The sequence below is a fragment of the Corynebacterium sp. HMSC29G08 genome (assembly GCF_001806875.1).
GTDB lineage: Bacteria > Actinomycetota > Actinomycetes > Mycobacteriales > Mycobacteriaceae > Corynebacterium.
Map to the genome: position 1 here is coordinate 1 of NZ_KV786283.1, position 23,621 is coordinate 23,621.

18 protein-coding genes are annotated in these 23,621 nt (G+C 60.3%); 13 read left to right on the top strand and 5 right to left on the bottom strand.

Annotation, left to right across the window (positions count from 1 at the left end; all coding sequences use genetic code 11):
* Positions 1 to 152 precede the first annotated feature (152 nt).
* The 3 genes from HMPREF3101_RS11515 to HMPREF3101_RS11525 are packed head-to-tail and all read right to left on the bottom strand — an operon-like array spanning position 153 to position 5,158.
* Positions 153 to 2,558: a glycogen/starch/alpha-glucan phosphorylase gene (locus HMPREF3101_RS11515; protein ID WP_070465847.1), complete on the bottom strand. Its 2,406-nt coding sequence runs from the start codon at positions 2,556 to 2,558 to the stop codon at positions 153 to 155.
* Positions 2,559 to 2,591: 33 nt separating this feature from the next.
* A complete protein-coding gene (locus tag HMPREF3101_RS11520) occupies positions 2,592 to 3,821 on the bottom strand; it encodes an amidohydrolase (RefSeq protein WP_070465850.1) in 1,230 nt (409 codons plus the stop codon).
* Between the two features lie 2 nt (positions 3,822 to 3,823).
* Positions 3,824 to 5,158 (bottom strand): DUF4921 family protein, encoded by a 1,335-nt coding sequence (locus HMPREF3101_RS11525; protein ID WP_210386206.1) that lies wholly within the window; start codon positions 5,156 to 5,158, stop codon positions 3,824 to 3,826.
* Between the two features lie 33 nt (positions 5,159 to 5,191).
* Here HMPREF3101_RS11525 and HMPREF3101_RS11530 point away from each other — a divergent pair, with 33 nt between their 5' ends.
* Positions 5,192 to 5,590 (top strand): hypothetical protein, encoded by a 399-nt coding sequence (locus tag HMPREF3101_RS11530; protein ID WP_070465856.1) that lies wholly within the window; start codon positions 5,192 to 5,194, stop codon positions 5,588 to 5,590.
* Here HMPREF3101_RS11530 and HMPREF3101_RS11535 read toward each other — a convergent pair.
* Complete coding sequence (locus tag HMPREF3101_RS11535) at positions 5,560 to 6,732, bottom strand: glycerate kinase family protein (RefSeq protein ID WP_070465859.1); 1,173 nt, start codon at positions 6,730 to 6,732, stop codon at positions 5,560 to 5,562. The genes HMPREF3101_RS11530 and HMPREF3101_RS11535 overlap by 31 nt on opposite strands.
* Before the next feature lie 161 nt (positions 6,733 to 6,893).
* Between HMPREF3101_RS11535 and gdhA the strand changes: the two genes are divergently transcribed.
* From gdhA to ffh, 11 genes are all read left to right on the top strand, one after another.
* The gene (gdhA, locus tag HMPREF3101_RS11540) at positions 6,894 to 8,240 is read left to right on the top strand and encodes an NADP-specific glutamate dehydrogenase (RefSeq protein WP_070465862.1); all 1,347 of its coding nucleotides are present in this window, start codon (positions 6,894 to 6,896) and stop codon (positions 8,238 to 8,240) included.
* Between the two features lie 78 nt (positions 8,241 to 8,318).
* Positions 8,319 to 9,089: a DivIVA domain-containing protein gene (locus HMPREF3101_RS11545; protein ID WP_070465865.1), complete on the top strand. Its 771-nt coding sequence runs from the start codon at positions 8,319 to 8,321 to the stop codon at positions 9,087 to 9,089.
* 13 nt (positions 9,090 to 9,102) lie between these two features.
* The gene (locus HMPREF3101_RS11550; RefSeq protein ID WP_070465867.1) at positions 9,103 to 9,639 is read left to right on the top strand and encodes a YceD family protein; all 537 of its coding nucleotides are present in this window, start codon (positions 9,103 to 9,105) and stop codon (positions 9,637 to 9,639) included.
* Positions 9,636 to 10,388, top strand: a complete 753-nt coding sequence (gene rnc, locus HMPREF3101_RS11555; protein ID WP_070465870.1) for a ribonuclease III — start codon at positions 9,636 to 9,638, stop codon at positions 10,386 to 10,388. Before HMPREF3101_RS11550 ends, rnc begins: the two co-directional genes overlap by 4 nt.
* 1 nt (position 10,389) lies before the next feature.
* A complete protein-coding gene (mutM, locus tag HMPREF3101_RS11560; RefSeq protein WP_070465873.1) occupies positions 10,390 to 11,226 on the top strand; it encodes a bifunctional DNA-formamidopyrimidine glycosylase/DNA-(apurinic or apyrimidinic site) lyase in 837 nt (278 codons plus the stop codon).
* A 22-nt stretch (positions 11,227 to 11,248) separates the two neighbouring features.
* Positions 11,249 to 12,766, top strand: a complete 1,518-nt coding sequence (locus tag HMPREF3101_RS11565; protein WP_070465877.1) for an alanine/glycine:cation symporter family protein — start codon at positions 11,249 to 11,251, stop codon at positions 12,764 to 12,766.
* Between the two features lie 19 nt (positions 12,767 to 12,785).
* Complete coding sequence (locus tag HMPREF3101_RS11570; protein ID WP_070465882.1) at positions 12,786 to 13,055, top strand: acylphosphatase; 270 nt, start codon at positions 12,786 to 12,788, stop codon at positions 13,053 to 13,055.
* Positions 13,055 to 13,558 (top strand): flavin reductase family protein, encoded by a 504-nt coding sequence (locus tag HMPREF3101_RS11575; RefSeq protein WP_070465885.1) that lies wholly within the window; start codon positions 13,055 to 13,057, stop codon positions 13,556 to 13,558. The genes HMPREF3101_RS11570 and HMPREF3101_RS11575 overlap by 1 nt, the downstream gene beginning before the upstream one ends.
* On the top strand, positions 13,558 to 16,995 hold the full coding sequence (gene smc / locus HMPREF3101_RS11580; protein WP_070465888.1) for a chromosome segregation protein SMC: 3,438 nt from the start codon (positions 13,558 to 13,560) through the stop codon (positions 16,993 to 16,995). The genes HMPREF3101_RS11575 and smc overlap by 1 nt, the downstream gene beginning before the upstream one ends.
* 69 nt (positions 16,996 to 17,064) lie before the next feature.
* Complete coding sequence (gene ftsY, locus HMPREF3101_RS11585; RefSeq protein ID WP_070465897.1) at positions 17,065 to 18,549, top strand: signal recognition particle-docking protein FtsY; 1,485 nt, start codon at positions 17,065 to 17,067, stop codon at positions 18,547 to 18,549.
* A gap of 100 nt (positions 18,550 to 18,649) precedes the next feature.
* Positions 18,650 to 20,263, top strand: coding sequence for a signal recognition particle protein (ffh, locus tag HMPREF3101_RS11590; RefSeq protein WP_070465889.1), 1,614 nt, complete (start codon positions 18,650 to 18,652; stop codon positions 20,261 to 20,263).
* 42 nt (positions 20,264 to 20,305) lie between these two features.
* Here ffh and HMPREF3101_RS11595 read toward each other — a convergent pair whose 3' ends face one another.
* Positions 20,306 to 22,453 (bottom strand): acyltransferase family protein, encoded by a 2,148-nt coding sequence (locus HMPREF3101_RS11595; protein WP_070465891.1) that lies wholly within the window; start codon positions 22,451 to 22,453, stop codon positions 20,306 to 20,308.
* 239 nt (positions 22,454 to 22,692) lie between these two features.
* Here HMPREF3101_RS11595 and rpsP point away from each other — a divergent pair, with 239 nt between their 5' ends.
* Positions 22,693 to 23,211, top strand: a complete 519-nt coding sequence (gene rpsP, locus HMPREF3101_RS11600) for a 30S ribosomal protein S16 (protein ID WP_070465895.1) — start codon at positions 22,693 to 22,695, stop codon at positions 23,209 to 23,211.
* Positions 23,212 to 23,621: the final 410 nt, after the last annotated feature.

Below are 23,621 nucleotides of genomic sequence, written 5' to 3' on the forward strand. Positions count from 1 at the left end.
GACGAAGGCGACCTGGGGTTTTGTAAATGAGGGCCCCTCGTTTACAGGCCTGACTTAATTCATGGGGATACACACGAAACCCCGGACAGCACCGGAAGCGTCGTGCTTCGTGGTGCTGTCCGGGGTCAGAAAATCCGTGTTAGGAAACCCGGTTACTGAGCAATCGGGGTGGGTGTGATGTCCCAGACTTCCTCCGCGTAATCGCGGATGGTGCGGTCCGAGGAGAAGCGGCCGGATTCACAAATGTTGATCCAGCACTTGCGCGCCCAATCCTCAGGGTCTGCATAGTAGTCGGCAGCCATGCGGTCACGGGTCTCACGGTAGGAGGCGTAGTCACCGAGGACGTAGTACACGTCCGGGTCGTCGAACCCAAAGCCATCTAGAAGCGACTGCTTCAGATCGTGGAACAGACCGGTGCCCTGGTCATCCAACGTGCCGTTGGTCAGTGCATCCAACACGCGCATCAGCCCCGGGGTCTCCTGGGCAGCTTGACGCGGGTCGTAGCTGCGCTTCAGCTCCGGCAGCTCTTCTTCCAAAGCACCGAAGATGTAGGCGTTTTCCTTGCCAACCGCATCAACAATCTCAACGTTGGCGCCGTCCATGGTGCCAAGCGTCAGCGCGCCGTTCATCATGAACTTCATGTTGGACGTACCGGAAGCTTCCTTGCCGGCCATAGAGATCTGCTCAGAAACATCCGAGGCCGGGATGATGCGCTCTGCCGGGGAAACGTTGTAGTTTTCCACGAACACCACGCGGATGATCTTGGACACCTCAGGGTCATTGTTCACCAGCTCACCGATGGTGTTGATGAGCTTGATAATGCCCTTAGCCAGCACGTAGCCCGGCGCGGCCTTCGCACCGAAGATGAAGGTGCGCTTCGGAATGTCGCGCTCACCGTCTTCGGTGATACGGAAGTACAGGTCCAGCACGTACAGGGCGTTCATCAGCTGACGCTTGTACTCGTGCAGACGCTTGATCTGGGTGTCAAAGACGGAATCCGGATCAATCTCAATACCCTGGCGCTCCAGAATCCAGGCGGCGAATTCCTGCTTGTTGGCGGCCTTGATTTCACGAAGCTCGCGCAGCACCTTCGGATCATCAGCGTAGGTGCGCAACTCCTTGAGCTTGGCCAGGTCCGTTACCCAGTCGTCATTACCAGCAAGGCGATCAAGTAGCGCAGACAGGCGCGGGTTGCACATACGCAGCCAGCGACGCGGGGTTACGCCGTTGGTCTTGTTGTTGAAACGCTCCGGGTACAGGTCGTGCCAGTAGCCCAGGGTGTCGCGCTTAATAATCTCGGTGTGGATCGCAGCCACGCCGTTGACCGAGTAGGAGGCGTAGCAGGCAATCCACGCCATGTGCACCATGCCGTCGTGCACCGGGGAGTAGCGGTGTGCCAGCTCCGGGCCGATGCCCTTTGCCTCCATGTCGAGGCGGTAGCGGCGGTCGATCTCCTGCACAATCTCCCAGATGCGCCAGAACAGCTGCTTGAAGATGGACTCTTCCCAGGTCTCCAGCGCTTCCTGCAGCACCGTGTGGTTGGTGTAGGCGAACGTCTTGGTGGTGACCTCCCAGGCGTCCTCCCAAGACATATCGTGCTCATCCAAAAGCAGGCGCATCAGCTCAGGGATAGCCAACACCGGGTGGGTGTCATTGAGCTGGATGGAGTTGTACTTGTGGAAGTCACGCAGGTCATCACCGTGGTGGGCAACGTAGTTGTCTACCAGCTCCTGCAGGGACGCTGAGCAGAAGAAGTACTGCTGGCGTACGCGCAAAAGCTTGCCCGCGTAGGAGGAGTCGTTCGGGTACAGCACACGCGTGATGTCGTGGACAGCCTCGCGCTCCAAGATGGCGTCGGTGAAACGCTGAGAGGAAAACGCGTCGTAGTCGAACTCGTGCATCGGCGCGGCGTCCCAAAGCCGCAACGTGCCAACGTTGTCAGTGCCGTAGCCGGTGATCGGCATGTCATAGGGGATGGCACGAACCTGCATGTCATCAAACTTCACAAAACGCTGCTGCGTTCCGCGCTGGATGATGAACGGGTAGAAGGACTCCTTCCAAGCATCCGGGTGTTCCTTCTGGAAGCCGTCCACGAACTCCTGGCGGAACAGGCCGTAGCGGTACAGCAAGCCATAGCCGGTCAGCGGGTAGTCCTGCGTCACGGCGGAATCGAGGAAGCAGGCTGCCAGACGTCCCAGGCCACCGTTACCAAGCGCGGCGTCGTGCTCGGCCTCCAACACGTCTGAAAGCTCGTGGCCCATGGAACGAGTCAGCTCCTGGGCTTGATCCACAAGCCCCAGGTTGGTCAGGTTGTTCAGCAGTGCGCGGCCCTGCAGAAACTCTGCAGAGAAATACGATGCCTGGCGGCCCGCAGCGTAGGTTTCGCGCGTGGCCTCCCAGTTCTCTGCAATCTGCTCCACCACGGCGGCGGAAAGACCAGTCCAGAACTTCTTCACCGTCGACGTCTCCGGCGCGCGGCCGGAGAAGCTCTTAACGTGGCCCGCGAGAGAATCTTGAAGCGCAGGCTGAGATGCGTGCGTATTCGCTTGAGTGCTCATGGCACCCAAGCCTACAGGCGTCTAGCGATTTACTCAGCGTTGCGCCGCCGCACCGGCACCCAGAACGCTCAAGACAGCGACCAAACCAGCCTCCGTGGCGGAACGGATTGTTGGCTCGTAATCCGGCAAAAACGTTGGCATGTGATTGACCGGGATATTGCCGCGGCGAAAGTCCGCCTCGGGTGTGCAACCAACCAGCCAGAAGAAGTACGGCGCATCGAACGCGGCGGGGATGGCGGGGAAATCCTCCGAGACGGTTTTCGGGTCAGCGGTCACAGAGCGCGGACCGAAGTGGGTGTCTAGGAGGGGGCGGATAGAGGAGAACACGGTGGCGTCATTATTCAGAAGCTCCCCATGGGCGAAATAGGAGATGCTCGGCTGCTCATCAACACCAGAGGCAACCACCTCAGCACGCACCACGCGCTCAATTGCCGCATAGACCTGAGCCTTGACCTCATCGGAGTAGAAGCGGCAGTTCAGCACCAGCTCCGCGGAACCTGGGATGATGTTATTCGTGCTGCCTGCATGCATGGACGCGACGGTGATCACGGCAAAGTCAGCCGGATTGACCTCGCGGCCAACAATGGCCTGCAGGCGGGGGATAATCATCGCGGCGGTAAACGTCGGGTCGATCGCTTCGTGTGGCATAGAGCCGTGCGCGCTGCGGCCGGGGATGGTGATGCGGATGGAATCACACGCGGCGAACTGTGGGCCGGGTTTGCTCATCACCTCGCCCGCCAAGCCCGGCATCACGTGCTGGGCGAAGCAGATGTCAGGGGCAGGGATTTTCTCACGCAGCCCGTCGGCCACCATCGCCTCAGCACCCTCGCCTGTTTCTTCCGCCGGTTGGAACAGTGCCACAAACGTGCCAGACCAGTGCTCGCGTGCACGGTCGAGCACATCGCACATACTCAACAATGCAGTTGTGTGAATGTCGTGGCCGCATGCGTGCATCGCTGCGTTGGTGGAGGCGTACGGCACGCCGGTTTCCTCTACAACCGGCAGCGCGTCGAAATCCGCGCGGTGCAATACCACTTTGCCTGGCCCATTTTCAAACACGGCACAAATGCCGGTGCCGCCAATCGGGGTGATGACGCGGCAGTCAAAGCGCGAGAGCTCTTCTACAATCCTGCGCTGCGTTTCCACCTCCCGCATCGCAAGCTCCGGGTGCATGTGCATCCATTCGTAGACCCCGCGCTGCCATGCGGCGTCGATGGGGTAGTCACGGATCAGGTTAGAAACGGTACGGGCAAAATCGGCCACTGTTATTCACTTCCTTTCAGCATTGGGTTGTATTTCAGCACGTTGCGCTCCACTCCACACTCAGCGGCAATGCGAATACCCAGCGCGATCGCGTTTTCATCGCGCAGGCGATACAGGTTGGTCACTAGCCGGTCGCGCACGTCAAAGGGGGAAAGCGTGTTGACATAGATCTTCGTCCCACCTTCAAAACCAGCCACTGTGGAAAGCCGCCACTTCAGGTTCACACGCCAGGGCATGGGCACATCCAAGTCAACCGGGCGGTAGTGCCACTCCTCATTGCAGGCAACATCTGAGCCGGTTGCGGCGTGAATTGCCTGCAGAAGGTCAGAAAAGCCGCGTACTTCCTCGTCGCTTTGCAGCCACGGTTCACACGTTGCGGACTTGGAATACACGTTGGCGGTGGGGTAGCGGTGCCCAATGCCGGCGACAACTACTGCGTAGTCATTTTCCGCAATCACCAAGTTGTGTTGCTGGGCGAAGTTCACCCCAACCTCGTTGTATAAGTTCAGGTTCTGGCGCAGTTTCGCAATCTCCAGATCGGCGTTCACGCCGCGTTCATCGATTGCTACTAGCTGTTTGTGCAGGTGTTCAAAGCTCGCACCGGCGGCAGCCAACCAGTTCTGGAACACCACTACGTATGGGCTGTAGGGGTTGGATGCTAAGAGGTTACGCAAAGCGTCGATAGTAAAAGCGATAAACGCGTGGTGCTCATCCGGGGTGAGTGTGCCGGAGCTGGCCAGCTGGGAGGTATCGCTAGCGCCGTCGATGAAGTGTCTGCGGGCAATGATCACGTCGTGTCCACCGCCGAAGTAGGCAGGAACGATGGCCTGAAGCTCCTCCTCGCTCGGGTCGCTGCTCATGCCGGAGGCAGCTAGGCGAGTGCGGGCAATCGCGTACACGTGTTCGCGGCCAGCAGGATCCGCCAAGTAAGCCTCCATATGGGCCCGGCGGTCAGTGGGCATCTCGTAACCATAATTTTGTGCCCAGTAGTCATAGGAGACGATTTCAAAGAGGTTGGGCACACGGCGAAACTCCGCCCGCGTTTTCTCCAGCTGATCCGGGAACTGATCCCGAAGAATCTCCCAACCACGTGCTGTGCGTACCATTCGGGATTTCTCCGGCGGGGTAGCCAGCAGGCGCGCCTGACAGAAATTGCAGGTATCCACATGCGCATCCGGCCCCAGCGGCTCCGGGTCCTTCTTCGGCGCACTCAGCGGCCGATTACCGCGCCCAGGCACAGTCCACACCTGCGTGCCGGTAAACGGACTGATCTGCTTCAGCGTGCCGTCAGCCATGGTGGACAAAGCGTTTCTCGTTGAAGAGAGAGGGAAAGGCATGCCTTGCACACTACTCGCGCTAGCCTTGGCTCCATGCCGAAGATTCGATTCGATGTCCTCGTCCCGCCCGCGCATGCCCCCGAAATCGGAGCCGCATTTCGCCGTGCGCTCGACATCCTGGTGCGCCGAGAGATGCTCACCGCCGCCACAGTGGTTGAAGGGGGCATCGTGCTTATCGACGCCGCGTCGCACACCCAACTCGCCGCCACCTACGAAACCGACCGCGGTGTAAGCGCCGAAGAGGACGGCGCCGAGGTACACCGCTACCTCATCGACGCGGAAGGCGCCGACAGCTACAACCGTCTTGCCATGGGGCTATCACGCATCCTGACGCCCAAGGCCACACTGCCGGATGACCCGGCAGCACTCGAACAGCAAGATCAGTTCGAAGTGCCGTCCGTCTACCCCTGGATGGTGGAGATATTGAGGTAGGCCACGGCGATCTCACGGCCGGCCTGGATCAGCTGCTCGCGCACGTTCCTGCTGTCTGACAGCGTGACCGCGATAGGATCCGCACCCGCGACCTGGGCTACATCCGCGTTAAACGCGCCCGCCGCAATGGCAACAACCGCCTGCGGATTGTGCTCCGAAACCAAATCACACAGTGTGGCAACCACCTTGCCGGTGGCCGTCTGGGAGTCAAACGCGCCCTCACCTGTAATCACCAGCGACGCACGCTGCAACGCATCCACCACACCATTGGCCTGCGCAACCACACGCGCGCCGGGTTGGATGCTCACATGCTCAGCGTTGCCGTGCAGGAGTGTGGACAGCCAGGTAATGCCAATGCCCACGCCACCGGCTGCACCAAGTCCCGGGGTTGCAGGATCAATCCCGGCGACTTCGCACAGCTTGGCAAGACCCTCATCCAACACGGCGACGTCCTGGTGCGACGCGCCCTTCTGAGGGCCGAATACGGCTGCCGCACCGTCGGCGCCACACGCGGGTGCCGACGTGTCTGTCAGCAGCACCCATTCCACCGCGCCTGCGGGGATGTTCACCTTGGCAGTATCCAGATCAGCGATTTCACGCAGATGTCCGCCACCCGGGGAGAGCTGGTATCCAGCGGCGTTGAGCGGGTTCGCGCCAAGGGCGACCAAAATACCCGTGCCACCATCAACGGTGGCCGATCCTCCCAGTCCAAGCACGATGCGGGTCGCGCCGCGCGTCTGGGCGTCTGCAATCAGCACGCCAGTGCCATAGGTATCTCCAGTCATCACCACCGGGGAATCAGCCACGACTGGCAAGCCGGAAGCGGCAGCAACATCGATAAACGCAGTAGTCGTTGCAGCATCATATGTGTAGGTCGCTTCAGTCAGGCGGCCAGCCGCATCCGTGGTGGGCAAGGTAATGCGTTCGCCTTCAAACAACGTGGAAGTGCCTTCACCGCCGTCTGCCATCGGGGCGAGCAAAACCTCTGCGTCCCGAATAATCTCGCGGACACCCTCTCCCAGCCACTGTGCGGCATCTTCCGCGCTAGCCGAGCCTTTGAACGCATCGGGAGCAATGACAACGCTGGCGCTGCGCTCCTCCTCAACAGGAGTGCTTGGGCGGGAAGAAGTGGTGAAGCTCATATTCCTTGTAACCTCGAAAATGAAAAAAATGTGTGTGCGTGAACAATATAGGGCTAAAGTTTATCGCGGCACGGTGTAAAGACATCCCGGCTTGAGGTACAACCCGCCGCCGTATGAGCCTGCTGCAAAGTTGAGAACTGAGATTATGGAGGTTGCCCGAAATGAGTGCAATTGATCAAGAGGTAGCTGGCTATTACGACAAACTGCTGAAGCGCAACGCAGGTGAACCGGAGTTCCACCAGGCTGTTGCAGAGGTGCTGGACTCTTTGAAGATTGTCCTGGAGAAGGACCCGCACTACGCAGATTATGGCCTGATCGAGCGCCTGTGTGAGCCAGAGCGCCAGATTATCTTCCGCGTGCCGTGGATGGATGACAACAACAACATTCGCGTCAACCGCGGTTTCCGCGTCCAGTTCAACTCCGCACTGGGCCCGTACAAGGGTGGTCTTCGTTTCCACCCGAGCGTGAACCTGGGTGTGATTAAATTCCTGGGCTTCGAGCAGATCTTTAAAAACTCCCTGACCGGCCTACCAATTGGTGGCGGCAAGGGTGGCTCGGACTTTGACCCGAAGGGCAAATCTGAGGGCGAGATCATGCGTTTCTGCCAGTCTTTTATGACGGAGTTGTGGCGCCACATCGGTGAGTACCGCGACGTACCGGCAGGCGACATCGGTGTTGGCGGCCGTGAGATCGGCTTCCTGTTTGGTCAGTACCGTCGCCTGGTAAACCAGCACGAGTCCGGTGTGCTCACCGGTAAGGGCTTGACCTGGGGTGGTTCCCTGGCACGTACGGAGGCAACCGGCTACGGCACGGTGTACTTCACCAACGAGATGCTCAAGGCCAAGGAAGATTCTCTCGACGGTGCGCGCGTGATCGTTTCCGGCTCCGGCAACGTGGCTATCTACGCCATTGCCAAGGCCCAGGAGCTGGGCGCAACCGTGGTCGGTTTTTCCGACTCCTCCGGTTGGGTGGAAACGCCCAACGGTGTGGACGTTGAGCTGTTGCGTGACGTCAAGGAGCGCCGCCGTGAGCGCGTTTCCTCCTACGTTGAGGGCTCAACGGGAGCCACCTTCCACGAGGACGGTTCCATCTGGGATCTCAAGGCAGATGTGGCACTGCCGTGTGCGACGCAGAACGAGCTGAATGCTGATCACGCACGCACCCTGATCGCCAACGGTGTGCGCTACGTGGCGGAAGGTGCAAACATGCCGTCCACCGCGGATGCGGTTGAGGTCTTCCGTGAGGCAAAGATCAGCTTCGGGCCAGGCAAGGCAGCCAACGCCGGTGGTGTGGCTACCTCCGCACTGGAGATGCAGCAGAACGCATCGCGCGATTCCTGGAGCTTCGATTACACGGATGAGCGCCTGCACAAGATCATGTCCAACATTTTCAAGGTGACAAAGAACACCGCTGCGGAATATGGCCGTGAGGGCGACTACGTTGTGGGCGCCAACATTGCGGGCTTTACCAAGGTGGCTGACGCCATGTTGGCGCAGGGCGTGATCTAGCGCCTGATCTAGGGCGGTTTGTGGGGTAACGGAGCGTCGTAAAGCAAAATGCTCCGTTTGCGCCGTAGTGTTTGAGGCATGTACCGCGTTTTTGAAGCTCTCGATGAACTTGTCCAAACGGTGGAGCAAGCCTACGGCGTGCCCATGACGTCGAACTGCATGGTGCCGCGCAACGAGATGCTGGCACTTCTGGATGATTTGCGTAACGCGCTACCGGAAGAGCTAGATGATGCTCAGGACGTACTGGACAAGCAGGACGAGATTCTGCGCGGCGCCCAAGAGCGCGCTGATGACCTGGTCTACGGGGCAGAAGATGAGGCGCGCAGGCTTGTAGACGATGCGCATGCAAAGTATGACTCCATGCTGGCTGATGCGCAGGAGCAGGCCACCATGCTGGTATCCAACGCGGAAAATGACGCTAACGCGCTGGTAGGGCGGGCTCGTGAGGAAGCGGATACCACCGTCGGCCGTGCGCGCGAGGAAGCTGAACGCCTGGTTGAGTCCGGTAACCAGGAATACCAGCGCAGCGTGGATGAAGGCCTCGCCCAGCAGCAGCGTCTGGTCTCAGAATCCGAGGTCATGCACCGTGCAGATGAAGAGGCACGCCGCCTGGTGGAGCAGGCCAACGTGGAATCGTCCCGCCTGCGCTCTGAGTGCGACAGCTACGTGGATGCGAAGCTGGCGGAGTTTGAAGAGTCCCTGTCTTCGGTACTGCGAACGGTCAGCTCGGATCGTTCCGCATTGCGTCGCGGCGCTGGAGTGTCTGGTGCGCAGCGAGTTGATGCTGGTCACGAGCAGCCTGAGCGTTACCCAGCGCGTGAGAGGACGCGTCGCCCGCGCACCAACTAGTGTGTAAGGCGTTATGTCTGAAAATCCCTTCATCATTAATGTTGCTGACGTCCTGTATGGCGACGGCATGCCGGTTACGGTGACCCAGACTGGGCCGTCGCCGTCGCGTATTGGTCCGGAAATGATTGCTATCCCCGAAGGGGAAACCGTCACGGTGGAGGCCACGGTAATTCCACTCGGCTCGGGCGTGATGGTTGATGCCACCGCCACCGCAACCTTGACAGGGCAGTGCGTGCGCTGCTTGAAAACGCTGAATCCGACGGAAAGCATCCGGATTGAGCAGGTGTTTTCTACCAGCGATGCGTTCATTACTGGGGACGCAGAGGTGGATGAAGACACTGGCTCTGGCGATGAGATCAAGTCTGTTGTGGAAGACAAAGTCGATCTGGAGCAGGCCTTTATCGATGAGGCCGGGTTGAGCTGGCCGTTTAACCCGACGTGTGAGCCGGAGTGCGACCACGACTCTGATGTTCCTGCACCCGATGGTGTTTCGGGCGAGGAGCAGGAGCGAGTGGATCCGCGCTGGGCTGGTTTGGAGAAGTTCCTGTGAGCCGGTCTCGCAAGAAGCGGGTAAGTGGTGAGGAAGCGTGGCAGCTGGCCTATGATGCGGTGGATCACACCCCACTGATCGAGGCGCTTGGCTTGCCGCTGTCAGATGAGAAGCTGAAGCTGGCGCTGACGCACCGTTCCTTTGCTAATGAAAATGATCACTTGCCAAACAACGAACGTTTGGAGTTTTTAGGTGATGCGGTTCTCGGCCTGTCTGTGGCCACCAAGCTTTTTGAGCTGTACCCGACCCGTCCGGAGTCTGAGCTTTCCCCGATGCGTGCGACGATTGTGTCGCGCTACGGCCTTGCGGATGTAGCTCGTGAGATCAACCTTGGCCCGCATGTGATTATTGGCAAGGGCGAAGAGGTCACCGGTGGTAGGCAGAAGGAGTCCATCCTGGCTGATACCACCGAGGCACTCTTTGGCGCGCTGTACTTGGAGCATGGCTTTGAACCCGCGCGTGATGTGGTGCTGCGTTTGTTTGATTCGAAGCTGCGCACCGCTACGGCAACGAGCCGTCACCACGATTGGAAGACTGATCTGCAGGTGCGTCTGGCGGAGTTGAAGCTGCCGGTAGCTGAGTACTCGGCGGAAGCCCACGGTCCAGAGCACGACCAGGTGTTTACAGCTGAGGTTCGTATAGACGGTGAGGTCCGCGGCACTGGCCAGGGCCCGAACAAGAAGCTGGCTGAACAAGAGGCTGCACACAAGGCGGTGCGCTACCTGCGCGACCACGTGTTTGAGGTGTAGCGTGCCAGAGTTGCCCGAGGTTGAGGTTGTTCGCCGCGGTTTAGATCAGCTTGCGGTTGGCCGCACGTTTGGTGCTGTTGAAGTGCTGCACCCGCGTGCGGTGCGCGGCAACACTGTGGATCTAGCCCAGGTCTTGCCGGGGCTGAGCATTTCCGGCACCGGCAGGCGGGGGAAATTTTTGTGGCTTCTGCTTGACAACGGCCACGCGTTACTCACCCATTTGCGCATGAGTGGACAAATGCTTGTGGGGGCTCCTGGGTTTACCCAAAGCCCGCACGTACGCATTCGGGCAGAGCTGCTCGCCCCTGGACTGGAGCCCTTGGAGCTTGCGTTTGTGGATCAGCGCACGTTTGGGTTCTGGCAGTACGCCGAGCTAGTTGCAGGAATTCCGCGTCCAGCGCTGCATGTTGCGCCGGATCCGTTTGACCCCGCGTTTGATCTGCGTGAGGCGGCGCGTCACGTGCGGCGGAAAAATTCACCTGTGAAGTCGGTGCTGCTCAACCAGGAAGTGGTCAGCGGCATCGGGTCCATCTATGCCGATGAGGCGATGTGGGCGGCACGGATCAAACCGTGGCGCACGGCGCGCACCATGCGCCAGCGTGATGCAGAAGCCGTGCTTGAAGCCTCGCGTGAGGTGATGGCGCAGTCGCTTGCCAGAGGTGGGACCAGCTTTGACGCCTTGTACGTGAACGTCAACGGTGAGTCCGGAAACTTCCTGGAGTCTCTTCACGCCTATGGGCGTGCGGGTGAGCTGTGTGCGCGCTGCGGCAGCCCAATTGAGCGGGTAATGGTGGGGCAGCGTTCGAGTTTTTTCTGCCCAAGTTGCCAAGTGCTCTAGATAACTCGCTAGACTTCCGCCCATGGATTCCGCCTTTTCTTTTGTAGATGGCACACTTAACGGCTTCATCTGGAGCCTGGTGCCATGGTTCCTTGTTGCCGCCGGTGTGTACTTCGGTCTGCGCACGTTGTTTGTGCAGTTCCGCCTGTTCCCGGCGATGCTCAAGGCTGTTGCCGAAACCCCGAAGGGGAAAGACCGTGAAGGTCGTGACCTGGATGAGGAATACGGCGGCCTGTCCGCGTTCAAGGCATTCACTATTTCTGCTGCCTCGCGTGTAGGCACCGGCAACATCGCAGGTGTGGCGTTGGCTATCTCGATCGGTGGCCCAGGTGCGGTGTTCTGGATGTGGATGCTGGCGTTGCTTGGTGGCGCGACCGCGTTTGTGGAGTCAACTCTGGCACAGCTGTGGAAGACCAAGGATGCAGACGGTAACTACCACGGTGGCCCGGCGTATTACATGACGCGAGGGCTTGGCTGGCGCCCACTGGCCGTGCTGTTCTCCGTATTCTTGGCCTTTGCCTACGGCTTTGTCTACAACGCGATTCAGACCAACTCCATCGTAGAGGCTGTCGGCGGTTCCTTGAACAGTGACTCGATGCAGCTGAAGGCAATCGTTGCTGCCGTGATCGCAGTCTTGACCGCGCTGGTGATTTTCGGCGGTGTCACCCGTATTGCGTCGTGGACGCAGGTCATCGTGCCGTTCATGGCTGGTGCCTACATCTTGATGGGTGTTTGGGTGCTTGTGGTCAACATTACTGAGATCCCCGACATGTTTGCCATGATCGTGGGCCACGCGTTGGGTATCCGCCAGGTTGCTGGTGCTGGCGTGTGGTTGGCGTTTACGCAGGGTATGCGCCGTGGTTTGTTCTCCAACGAGGCCGGTATGGGGTCCGCACCGAACGCTGCGGCAACGGCAACCGTGTCCCACCCGGTAAAGCAGGGCTTGGTGCAGACCCTCGGTGTGTACTTTGACACCCTGCTGGTCTGCTCCATTACCGCTTTTGTGGTGCTGCTCGGCCCGGCCGTGGACTACGGCATGGACGATATCCAGGGTGCCGCACTGACACAGTCCGCACTCGCCGACTCCGTGGGTGCGTGGGGCGCGCACGCTATCACGTTCATTCTGTTCTTCCTGGCGTTTAGCTCCGTGATTGGTAACTACTACCTTGCGCAGGCAAACCTGGAGTACCTCACGTCCTCCAAGACTGCGATGACGGTGTTCCGTGTCGTGGTCATCGGCTTTGTCATCTTCGGTGCGTTTGGCTCTGTGCCGCTGGTGTGGGCGCTGGGCGACACCATGGCGGGTCTGCTCGCGCTGTTCAACATCATCGCGATCATCCCGCTGGGTGGTGTGGCCATCAAACTGTTGAAAAACTTCAACGAGCAGCGCTCCAAGGGCGTGGATCCGGTATTCCACCGTGACATGCTGCCGGAGATCAAAAATGTTGAGTACTGGGACGGTTCTGACCCGGTGACCCGCCGTAGCGCCGAGGACCGCGTTGCCTTGGGCAAGGAAGGCAAGGAAGGCCACAGTGCCTAACACAGTGCCTAAGACCCGCATGACGGCCCACGTCCGCGGACATGTTCAAGGCGTGGGTTTTCGCTGGTGGACGCGCTCGCGTGCGCTGGAGCTCGGCCTAGCTGGCTACGCCAAGAATCTTGTGGACGGGCGTGTGGAGGTTGTGGCTGAGGGGGATGCGGTGGGCGTCGATAAGCTGAAAGCCCTGCTAGAAGAGCAACCGAGTTCGGCGAACCGACCAGGCCGCGTGGATGGGGTGCAGGCTCAGTACAGTGAGCCGAAGGGGGCAACCGGATTCGAGGAGCGCTGATGGAAGCACAACAGTTCAAAGACGCTATGAGCCAGCTTGCAGCGGCGGTGACCATTGTGACCACGGGGACCGAAGAGGCACCGCATGGTACGACGGTCAGCGCGTTTATGTCGCTGTCGCTGGATCCGCCGATGGTGCTGGTGAGCTTGGATCAACGCTCGTCGCTGCTTGGGCAGTTGACGCTGGGTGCACCGATTGGTATCAACGTGCTGTCCACAGAGCAGGGAGAGCTGGCCCGCCGATTTGCGGACAAGAGTGTGGACAGGTTTGAGGGAGTGAGCTATTCGCTTGTCGACGGCGCGCCGAAGCTTCCCTGCAACCACACCTGGGTCGCAGGCAACGTCAACCAACTGATCGCGGTAGGGGACCACGTGCTGGTTGTGGTGGACGTGGAAGCCGCAGAGGTGAACTCGAACCAGCCGCTTCTGTACTGGCAACGTGAGTTTGGCACGCACGGCACCATCGAACCGGGTGACGTGCGCGCCCAGGCGGTGCAGCTGTAATGCATTTGAAATCGCTGACGCTGAAGGGCTTTAAGTCCTTCGCTTCAGCGACCACGATGAAGTTCGAGCCCGGCATTTGTGCCGTGGTGGGCCCGAATGGTTCGGGTAAATCGAACGTGGTGGATGCACTTGCTTGGGTGATGGGGGAGCAGGGCGCGAAGAACCTGCGCGGCGGCAAGATGCAGGATGTGATCTTCGCGGGTGCCGGAGAGCGTAAGCCTTTGGGGCGGGCGGAAGTCACGCTGACGTTTGACAACAGTGACAAGCGCCTGCCAATTGATTTCACAGAGGTGGCGATTACGCGGCGTATGTTCCGCGATGGCGCAAGTGAGTATGAAATCAACGGGGCCAAAGCGCGTCTGATGGACGTGCAGGAGTTGTTGAGCGACTCCGGTATTGGCCGCGAAATGCACATCATTGTGGGCCAGGGCAAGCTGGCAGAAATCCTAGAATCGCGGCCAGAGGAGCGCCGCGCCTTCATTGAAGAAGCAGCAGGCGTGCTCAAGCACCGTCGCAGGAAAGAAAAGGCGCAGCGCAAGCTGAACGGCATGCAAGCGAACTTGGACCGTCTGACGGACTTGACGGAAGAGCTGGGTAAACAGTTGAAGCCGTTGGCTAGGCAGGCAGAGGCAGCAAAACGTGCGGCGACGGTGCAATCCACGCTTCGCGACGCACGCCTGCGCATCGCCGGCCACCAAGTCGTAACCCTGCGTAACGCCTATAACCAGGCGGTGGAGGAAGCGCAGCTGCGCAAAGCTGGCGCTGAAACGGCCGCAGACGCGCTAGAGGAGGCCGTAGCTATCCAGGAGACGATTGAAGCGAAGCAGGCAGAAGCCCAGCCTGCTGCCGAGGCTGCGCAGCGGACTTGGTTCAGTCTCTCCACACTGGCGGAACGAGCCAATGCCACAGGACGTATTGCGGCAGAACGCACCCGTAGTGCCTCGATGCCGGTTCCGTACGCGGGTCAGGACCCGGAGGAGTTGGAAGCTCGGGCGAAGGCGGCGGATCAGCGCGAGGCGGAAACTCTGGAGGCAGCGGAGGAAGCTGCGGAGCGTTTGGCTGAGGTCCGTGAGCTGGTTGAAGAGGCCCAAGAGGAGTTTGACGCTGCCGAGCGTGAGCACCTTGCGCGCTTACGTGCGATCGCTGACCGTAGGGAAGGTGTGGTACGCCTGCTTGCACAGGAAGAATCCTTGGTGCAGGCGGTGCAGTCAGCGGAAGATGAGGTGCGTCGCTTAGAAGAGACGCTCACCGAAACCCGGGCACGTGCGCAAGCTGCACAGGATGAGGCCGCAGAGGTAGCGCAGCGGTTGCAGGTCATTGAATCTGAGCGTGGGCCGTTGGATGCGGCGTATGAACGTGCGCGCGCAGAAGCCCAGGCTGCCGAGGAAAGGTTGGCGGAGCTGCAAGATGCGCGCCGTGAGCGCGAACGTGCGGTATTTGCGTTGGAAGCTCGCATTGCTGCGCTCAACGAGCAAGCACCGAAGTCACCAGCAGCAGAAGTACTTGACGGCTTTGGTCCCTTGGCGGCGCAGGTCAGCGCGGAGTCGGGCTATGACGCCGCGCTTGCCGCGGCACTCGGTGCAGCGGCCGAGGCCCTAGTAGGCGAGGTGACTCCGGGTGCGATTGAGGCCTTGGGTGGGGCTTCGCGCGCGATCATCATTGATGCGGTTGGTGGTCAGCGATGGCGTTTAGAGACGGACGTTCAGGTGGATTGGCTGCTGGACCACGTGGTTCTTTCCCCTGAGGTGCAGGGACCGGTGACACGTCTGTTGGTGGATGTTGCGCTCGCGGCCACGGTGGCACAGGCACGCGAGATTGTGGATACGGATCCTCGCCTGCGGGCTGTTACTACCGATGGCGTTCTGGTTGGGGAAGGCTGGGTTGCCGCCGGCAGCGCACAAACCACAACGGTTGAGGTTACTGCCCAGATCGACGCTGCCCAGCGGGAGTTGGAAACCGCAAGTGCGAACTTGGCACAGCTCGCCGGCACTCTGGAGGGCGCGACACTTGCAGCGGAGGACGCACGCGTTGCTGCGGCCGCAGCAAAGGCGGCGCTCAATGAGCATGACACGCAGGTTGCGTCGTGGCGTCGCGACCTGTCTCGGCTGCAGCAGCAGGCGAGTGCGAGCGAAGAGACACACGCGAAGGCCGCAGGCCGCGTTAACGAAGCAGAGCTGCGGGCTCGTGAGCGTCAGCAGGCGTTGGAGGAAACACGAGATCGTCTCAGCCGCGTTGAGGAGCCGGAGACGGAGGAGCCTTCGACGGCGGAGCGCGACCGAGCGCAGGCGAAACTTACGCAGGTCAAGGCCGCAGAGATGGAAGCCACCATGGCGTTTCGCTCCGCGCGCCAGGCTGCGGAGGCGAATGCGGGGCGCTCCGCCGCGCTGCGCAAACAGGCGGAACATGAGCGGCAAGCGAAAGCACGCCACGATGAGGCGCAGAAGCGCAGGCAGACTGAAGCTGACCTGGCTCATGCTGTGGCAGCGATGTCGGAAGAGCTGGTTACTCGAATCAACGCAGCGTTGACCCAGGCAGCGTCCCAACGCGACGAACGCGGTGCGCACGTCAGCGCACTTCGCGCACGCCATCAAGAGGCGAAGAATGCGGTGGCGGCTGCGCGCCAGACCGCCATGCGGTCGCAAGAGTCGGCACATGCGGCAGAGATTGCCCGCTCCCAAGCGCAGGTGCGTATGGACGAAGCAGAGACCCAAGCCACCTCCTCGCTTGGTATTTCGGTGGATGATCTGATTGCCGGCTACACCCCGGGCGAAGACTTTGACCTGGATGCTGAGCAGCAGCGTTTGCGCCAAGCGGAGAAAGACCTGCGCGCGCTGGGCAAGGTCAACCCGCTGGCGTTGGAGGAGTTCAAGGCGCTGGAAGAGCGCTACGGGTTCTTATCCACCCAGCTTTCAGACGTCATCCAGGCCCGAAAGGACCTTGAGGGCGTGATTGAGGACGTTGACGCGCAGATCCTTCACCTGTTCACTGAGGCTTGGCGCGACGTGGAGGCTGAATTCCCGCGTGTGTTTGCCACGCTGTTCCCGGGCGGCGAGGCTCGTTTGATCTTGACCGATCCCACCGACATGCTCACCACGGGCCTTGAGATTGAGGCGCGACCGCCAGGTAAGAAGGTCAAGCGCCTGTCGCTGTTGTCCGGTGGCGAGAAGTCCCTTACCGCCCTTGCGTTTCTGGTGGCCATCTTCCGTGCGCGTCCCAGCCCGTTCTACGTGCTCGATGAGGTTGAGGCAGCGCTTGATGACGTCAACTTACGCCGCCTCATCGCCCTGCTAGAAGAACTGCGCGAAGATTCGCAACTGATTGTGATCACGCACCAAAAGCCCACCATGGATGTGGCAAACGTGCTCTATGGCGTGACCATGCGTGGCGACGGTGTGACCCGCGTCATCTCCCAGCGCATGCAGCCGACTCCTGTCTAAACGCTGTTTATCAGCGCATGCTTTGGCAGGGGTGTGGACGAGACTGGCACTATAGAGTGCATGACAAACATGACAGTTCTGTGGATAGTCGTTGGCGTAGTCGTACTGCTGCTGATCATCCTGGGCATCATCCTTGCCGGAAAGCAGCGTAAGAAGGCGAAGACGGTCTCCTTTGAAAAGCAAGTGGAATCTGCTGAGCCGAAGCAACTCACCCGCGAGGAAAAGTCTGGCAATTACCAGGCCAAGGGTGGATTTAGCTTCGCGCAGGCCGACGGCGCTCCGAAACAGCCGGAGCCGGTGAGGCGCGAGCCCGCAGCTGAGCCGGTGGAGCCAGCCGCCCCGATAGAGCCTCAAGCATCTGGGCTTGCACCGCACTTGGAAGAGCAGCTCGCTGCTGAGCAGGCAGAGCAAGTTGAAGAGCCGAAGCCGTTCCCTGAGCCTGAGCTTGAGCCGGTTGCTGAGCCTGAGCCGGTGGACGTCGATAAGCAAGAAGCTCTGGCAGCCGAAGCTGCGGCTGCGGCGGCTGTTGCGGCTGACAGTGCGGAGGAGGCACTGGAGGCTGAGGACGTTGAGGTCTCGGAGGATGCTGTAGTCACTCCGGCGCCGGCGGCTGAAGCGCAGATTGATCAGATTGAGCCGGCAGCTGGCCGAATTGGCAAGCTGCGTGGGCGTCTGTCGCGCTCCCAGAATGCAATCGGTCAGGGTCTTTTGGGAATTCTGACCGCAGGTGACCTGGATGAGGACGCCTGGGAGGAAATCGAAGACACGCTCATCATGGCTGATCTTGGCGCCGAGCTGACCATGAAGGTAGTGGACTCGCTGCGCGAGAAAATCGCCGAGCGTGGTGTTTCCAGCGAGGCCGAGGCGCGCGCGATGCTGCGTGAGACCTTGATCGAGGCAGCACGTCCGGATATGGATCGCTCTATTAAGGCCATGCCGAATGAGGGCAAGCCAGCTGTGATCCTGGTTGTCGGTGTCAATGGCACTGGCAAGACCACGACCACTGGCAAGCTGGCGCGTGTGCTGGTTTCCATGGGCCACACCGTGGTCCTTGGTGCAGCCGATACGTTCCGCGCGGCAGCGGCGGACCAGCTTGAGACCTGGGGTCGACGTGTCGGCGCCTCCACCGTCCGCGGCAAGGAAGGTGCAGACCCAGCTTCCGTTGCTTTCGACGCTGTGGCTACGGGCGTAGACCAGGGCGCAGACGTTGTGGTGGTGGACACCGCAGGTCGCCTGCACACTGCAACTGGCCTGATGGATCAGTTGGGCAAGGTCAAGCGTGTGGTGGAGAAGAAGTCTCACGTGGACGAGGTGCTGCTGGTGCTGGATGCCACGGTTGGCCAAAACGGCATCGCCCAGGCGCGCGTGTTCCGCGAGGTTGTAGACATCACCGGTGTGGTGCTGACCAAGCTGGACGGCACCGCCAAGGGTGGCATTGTCTTCCAGGTTCAGGAAGAGCTCGGTGTGCCGGTCAAGCTGGTTGGCCTCGGCGAGGGCGCTGATGACTTGGCGCCGTTTGAGGTGGAAAGCTTCGTGGATGCGCTTTTGGGCTAGCGGCTCGGCCAACACACAGGTTTCGGCCTCACCGTGCGCAGGCGCTAGGCTGGTTGGAGTTATTTTACGTATCCGCGATTAGTTCACAGGAGTACGCGACGTGTTTGAGTCATTGTCCGACCGCTTGCAATCGGCCCTTGGTGGCTTGCGCGGGAAAGGAAAGCTCACCGAGGATGACATCAACGCCACCGCGCGCGAGATTCGCATCGCGCTGCTGGAGGCGGATGTCTCGCTGCCTGTGGTCAAGACCTTTATCAAGCGTGTCAAGGAACGTGCGCTGGGCGCTGACGTCTCCGCCGCGCTGAACCCTGCGCAGCAGGTAATCAAGATTGTTGATGAGGAGCTGACCAACATCCTCGGCGGCGAAACCCGCCGCCTGCAGTTGGCGAAGAACCCGCCGACTGTGATCATGCTGGCAGGTCTGCAGGGTGCGGGTAAGACCACACTCGCCGGAAAGCTGGCAAAGCACTTGACCAAGCAGGGGCATACCCCGCTGCTGGTGGCATGTGACCTGCAACGTCCAGGCGCTGTGCAGCAGCTGCAGATTGTCGGTGAGCGCGCAGAGGTGCCTACGTTCGCACCGGATCCGGGTACCTCCACAGACTCGTACGCACACGAGATGGGTACCTCCCATGGTGACCCGGTGGCGGTTGCCACCCAGGGTGTGGAGTACGCGCGTCAGAATAAGAATGACGTGGTCATCATCGATACCGCGGGTCGTTTGGGTATTGATGAAGAATTGATGACTCAGGCCCGCAACATCCGTGATGCGGTGAACCCGGATGAGGTTCTCTTTGTCATTGACGCGATGATCGGTCAGGACGCGGTTTCCACCGCCGAGGCGTTTGCCGCCGGCGTGGACTTCACCGGCGTGGTGCTGACCAAACTAGATGGTGACGCCCGTGGTGGTGCTGCGCTGTCTATTCGTGAGGTGACGGGCAAGCCGATTCTGTTTGCGTCGACAGGCGAAAAGCTCGATGACTTTGATGTATTCCACCCGGACCGCATGTCCAGCCGAATCCTGGGCATGGGTGACCTGCTTTCCCTGATTGAGCAGGCGGAGCAGACTTACAACGAAAAGGACGCCGAGGCAGCAGCCACCAAACTTGCCTCTGGTGAGCTGACCTTGGAGGACTTTCTGGACCAGCTGCTGATGATTCGCCGCATGGGTCCGATTGGCAATCTGCTGAAGATGATGCCGGGCGGCAAGCAGATGAACCAGATGGCGGACATGGTCGATGAGAAGCAACTGGATCGCATCCAAGCCATCATCCGCGGCATGACCCCGCAGGAGCGCCAGGATCCGAAGATCCTCAATGCTTCAAGGCGTAAGCGTATCGCCAACGGTTCCGGCGTCACCGTCGCGGACGTGAACCAGCTTGTGGAGCGCTTCTTCGAAGCGAAGAAGATGATGGGCCGTATGGCTGGCCAGTTTGGATTCCCGGGTGCGCCGGGGATGGGTGGCCGTTCGGCGACGAAGAAGAAGCCGAAGGGCCGCAAGGGCAAGAACGGCAAGCGCAAGCCAGTGAAGCGCTCCGGTGGCGGCATGCCGGGCGGTTTCCCGGGCATGCCGGGTATGGGTGGCGGTATGCCGGACCCGAAGGAGCTTGAGGCGCTGCAGAAGCAGCTTCCGGCTGGAATGCAGGGTATGGACCTGAACAACCTTGACTTCAACGAAGCGATGAAGCGTATGGGCAAGGGGAAGTTCTTCTAGATACTCGGGCTTCTAGATACTCGGGCGGGCGAACTGCCCGGGCTAGTTTTCGGTGTAGGGGACGTTGAGGGCGTCGAAAATCGGCGCCATCTCTTCCCACAACAAGGGGGTCAGCGAGCGTGCGTAGGCGTTCGAGATGTGGTTCTGGTCCCGGTAGATATATATGTTGCCAATCTGCGGTGGGCAGGTGGTTTCGGTGCAGTACCACATAGACGTATCCACGCTGTAGAGGTGATCCGTGCCGTCTAAGTAGTCTGCGGCCGGGTCAGGCAGGGGGTAAACTTCGCGCGTTGGCATGGAGCAGTCAGCTTCGGTGCCGCCTGCGACGATGCAGAAATTTGGGTCCATGGGGTTGCCAAATTGGTCGAAAAACCATGGGTTATCGCGCAGACCTAAGAACGGGATCTCGTTGCGTGCCAGGTTGTACCACAGGTTGGCGTAGGCGTCCGGCACGGTGTCTGCCGAGGTATCCACGGCACCGGCACGGCCACCTGGGCGAGTGGAAGTGGAAATGACAAGATCTGGGTCCAGCCGCACAATCTCCGCGAAGGCGTTTTTGCCCCACTGGGCGCAAACCTCAGAGACAATGTCGAGGCGATCCTCGCCGCCAACCACCAGCGGGCACTCTTGACGGACGTAAGGCACGACCTTGAACCCGTGCTCCCTGCCCAGGATGTCCAGTGGGATCACAAACGGCTCAATGTGGGAACCGCCTGTCATAACAACGGTGACGTCTGCTTCTGTGTCACCCCAGACGCAGTCGGGGCGTGGCATTTCATCAGCAGGTGCCGGCAGGAAGATCATGCAGTCTTGGTGACCAATTTGTGGGTAAATACCGGCAATCAGCGAGGGGTCCGGTTTCGCAGCGATGCTGGGCACATCCACACCTGTGATTGCGAGCGCGCCTGGATACTTCGTGGGATCGAGCGGTCGGTCCTCCATGTTCACGCGGGCGCTCCACAGTGGTTGCACGGTGAGTGCACCGACAAACAGCGCGGCGATCAGCACACCGCCAGCCGCACGCCCTGCACCGGCGCGGGTGCGCATTGTTTTGCGGGCATCAGCCACGGGGTGCTCGCCTGCTAATGGACGCTTGCGATGCTGCCGCAGCGGTGACTCCAACAGTGCGTGGGTAACGTGCGCCAACGCAATGGAAGCCACGATGACGGCAACGCTGACTATTGGCGGCGGGCTATCAAAGCCGCCGGAAGCCGTCACAATGATCAACAGCGGCCAGTGCCAGAGGTACAGCGAGTAGGCGATGTTGCCCAGCCACGTCATCGGTGTGGAAGCCAGCACGTTGGACACTGGGTTGGCATTGCCGCTCACAATGATCAGTGCGGCACCGGCCAGCGGCAGCAGCGCCAGCGGGCCAGGAAACGCCAGAGAGCTGGGAATGACCAGGCCCGTAATGGTGATCAGTACTACGCCAAGTCCTGCGGTATAGGTGTTTGCGGGTGCTGGGATGAAGTAGCGGGCTGGCACAAAAGACAGGAGTGCCCCTAAGGAGAGCTCCCACGCGCGGGAGAACGTGGAGTAGTAGTTCGCTGGCGTGCCGAAAAGACCGTAGCGGCTGGCATAGGCAAAGGACGCGATGGTAACCACGGCCAGCACGATGATGGATAGGCGCTGGCCTGCCTCGCGGTTGAACTGTGTCTTTGTTGCCAGCCATGCCAGCACAGTCCCGAAGAGAATGCCAAAGAGATAAAACTGGCCCTGCACTGACATGGACCACAGATGCTGCAGGGGAGACGTGGTGTCGCTCGCCGCAGCGTACGCCGCATCCTGCGCTGTGAGCTGCCAGTTTTGGTAGTAGAGCAGAGAGGCGGTGAATTGGGCGGCAAGTTCATCGCCCATCAATTCCGGCGCAAGCAGCAGCACGCCCGCTAGCGAGGCAAGCAGTACGACAACAAGCGCCGGGACCAGCCTTCGCACCGTGCGCCAGAATGGCCACCACGGATTCAGATTCGGGTTGGGGCGCAGCGCGTAACGCAACTGTCCGCCTAGGAAGAAGTACCCAGACAGGAATAGGAAGACGTCCACGCCGCCGGAGACTTTGCCAACAAAAACGTGGAAGAGAACAACAAGGGCAATCGCGTAGCCACGCAGGCCGTCAAGATCAACGCGGTACGCGCGCGATCCGGAGGTACCGGGATTGGTTGCGCCCCGGTTTGGCCCTTGTATGGTCATTTCTGCAACACTACCTCGGCGGCTTGGGAGCCATGGAAACCAACTCACGGGTAAGAAGGTTGAAACAGCGGTTTGGGATTGAGGGTGTGCTGCTACTACAATCTTTTAAGTCCTGCGTCAGAGCCGTGATCCGGATACGTCCGTCCGGCCAGTCACGCGCAGGGAAATCTTAGGGGCTGAACCGGCTCGTCGAAAAGCGGCGAGTGCCTGCACTGCCCAGTGACCTTGAAGGAAGAATCATGGCTGTAAAGATCAAGCTGCAGCGTATGGGTAAGATCCGTAACCCGCAGTACCGTGTTGTTATCGCTGATGCGCGTACCCGCCGCGATGGCCGTTACATCGAGAACATCGGCATCTACCACCCGAAGGAAGAGCCGTCGCTCATCCGCATCGACTCTGAGCGTGCACAGTACTGGCTGGGCGTTGGCGCACAGCCGACGGAGCCGGTTCTGCAGCTGCTGAAGGTCACCGGTGACTGGCAGAAGTTCAAGGGCCTTGAGGGTGCAGAGGGCACCCTGAAGGTTGCTGAGGAGAAGCCGTCCAAGCTCGACCTGTTCAACAAGGCGCTCGAGGAGGCCAACAACGGCCCGACCGCTGAGGCCATCACTGAGAAGCGCAAGAAGGCGAAGGAAGACGCTGAGGCAAAGGCTGCTGCTGAGGCCGAGGCTGCTGCCGCCGCTGAGGCTGCAGAGGCTGAGGCTGAGGAGTCCGCTGAAGAGGCTCCGGCTGAGGAAGCTGCTGAGGAGAGCGCGGAGTAGAACTATCTCTCCACACTAAGAGCCCGTGCACCCATGTGGTGTGCGGGCTTTCCTGCTTTTCTAAGGCTTCCCGCACGCTATCCCGAAACGCCCGCGCGGCCAGCACGGCGGAGACCAAGTCCGCGTCATCGGCTGCGTGCTCCCACGCGGATGACTGTGGCTGGGACGAAGCGGAAGTGTCGGCGCTGATGCGCTGCGATTCGGCAAGGCCTTTGACCCACCGCAGCGGGAGTTTCCCACGGTGTAGCTCGCAGTTGGAGCAAAACCGCCGCGCATTTCCAATTTCCCCCAGGCCTCGAACTAGTCAGTTGCGGGAACCTGGATAGATAATTCGGCTGATGGACAGTGCCATTATTACTTCACTAATCGCGCGTATCTGGACCTGACCCCTGTTTGGTAGACACCTCTGA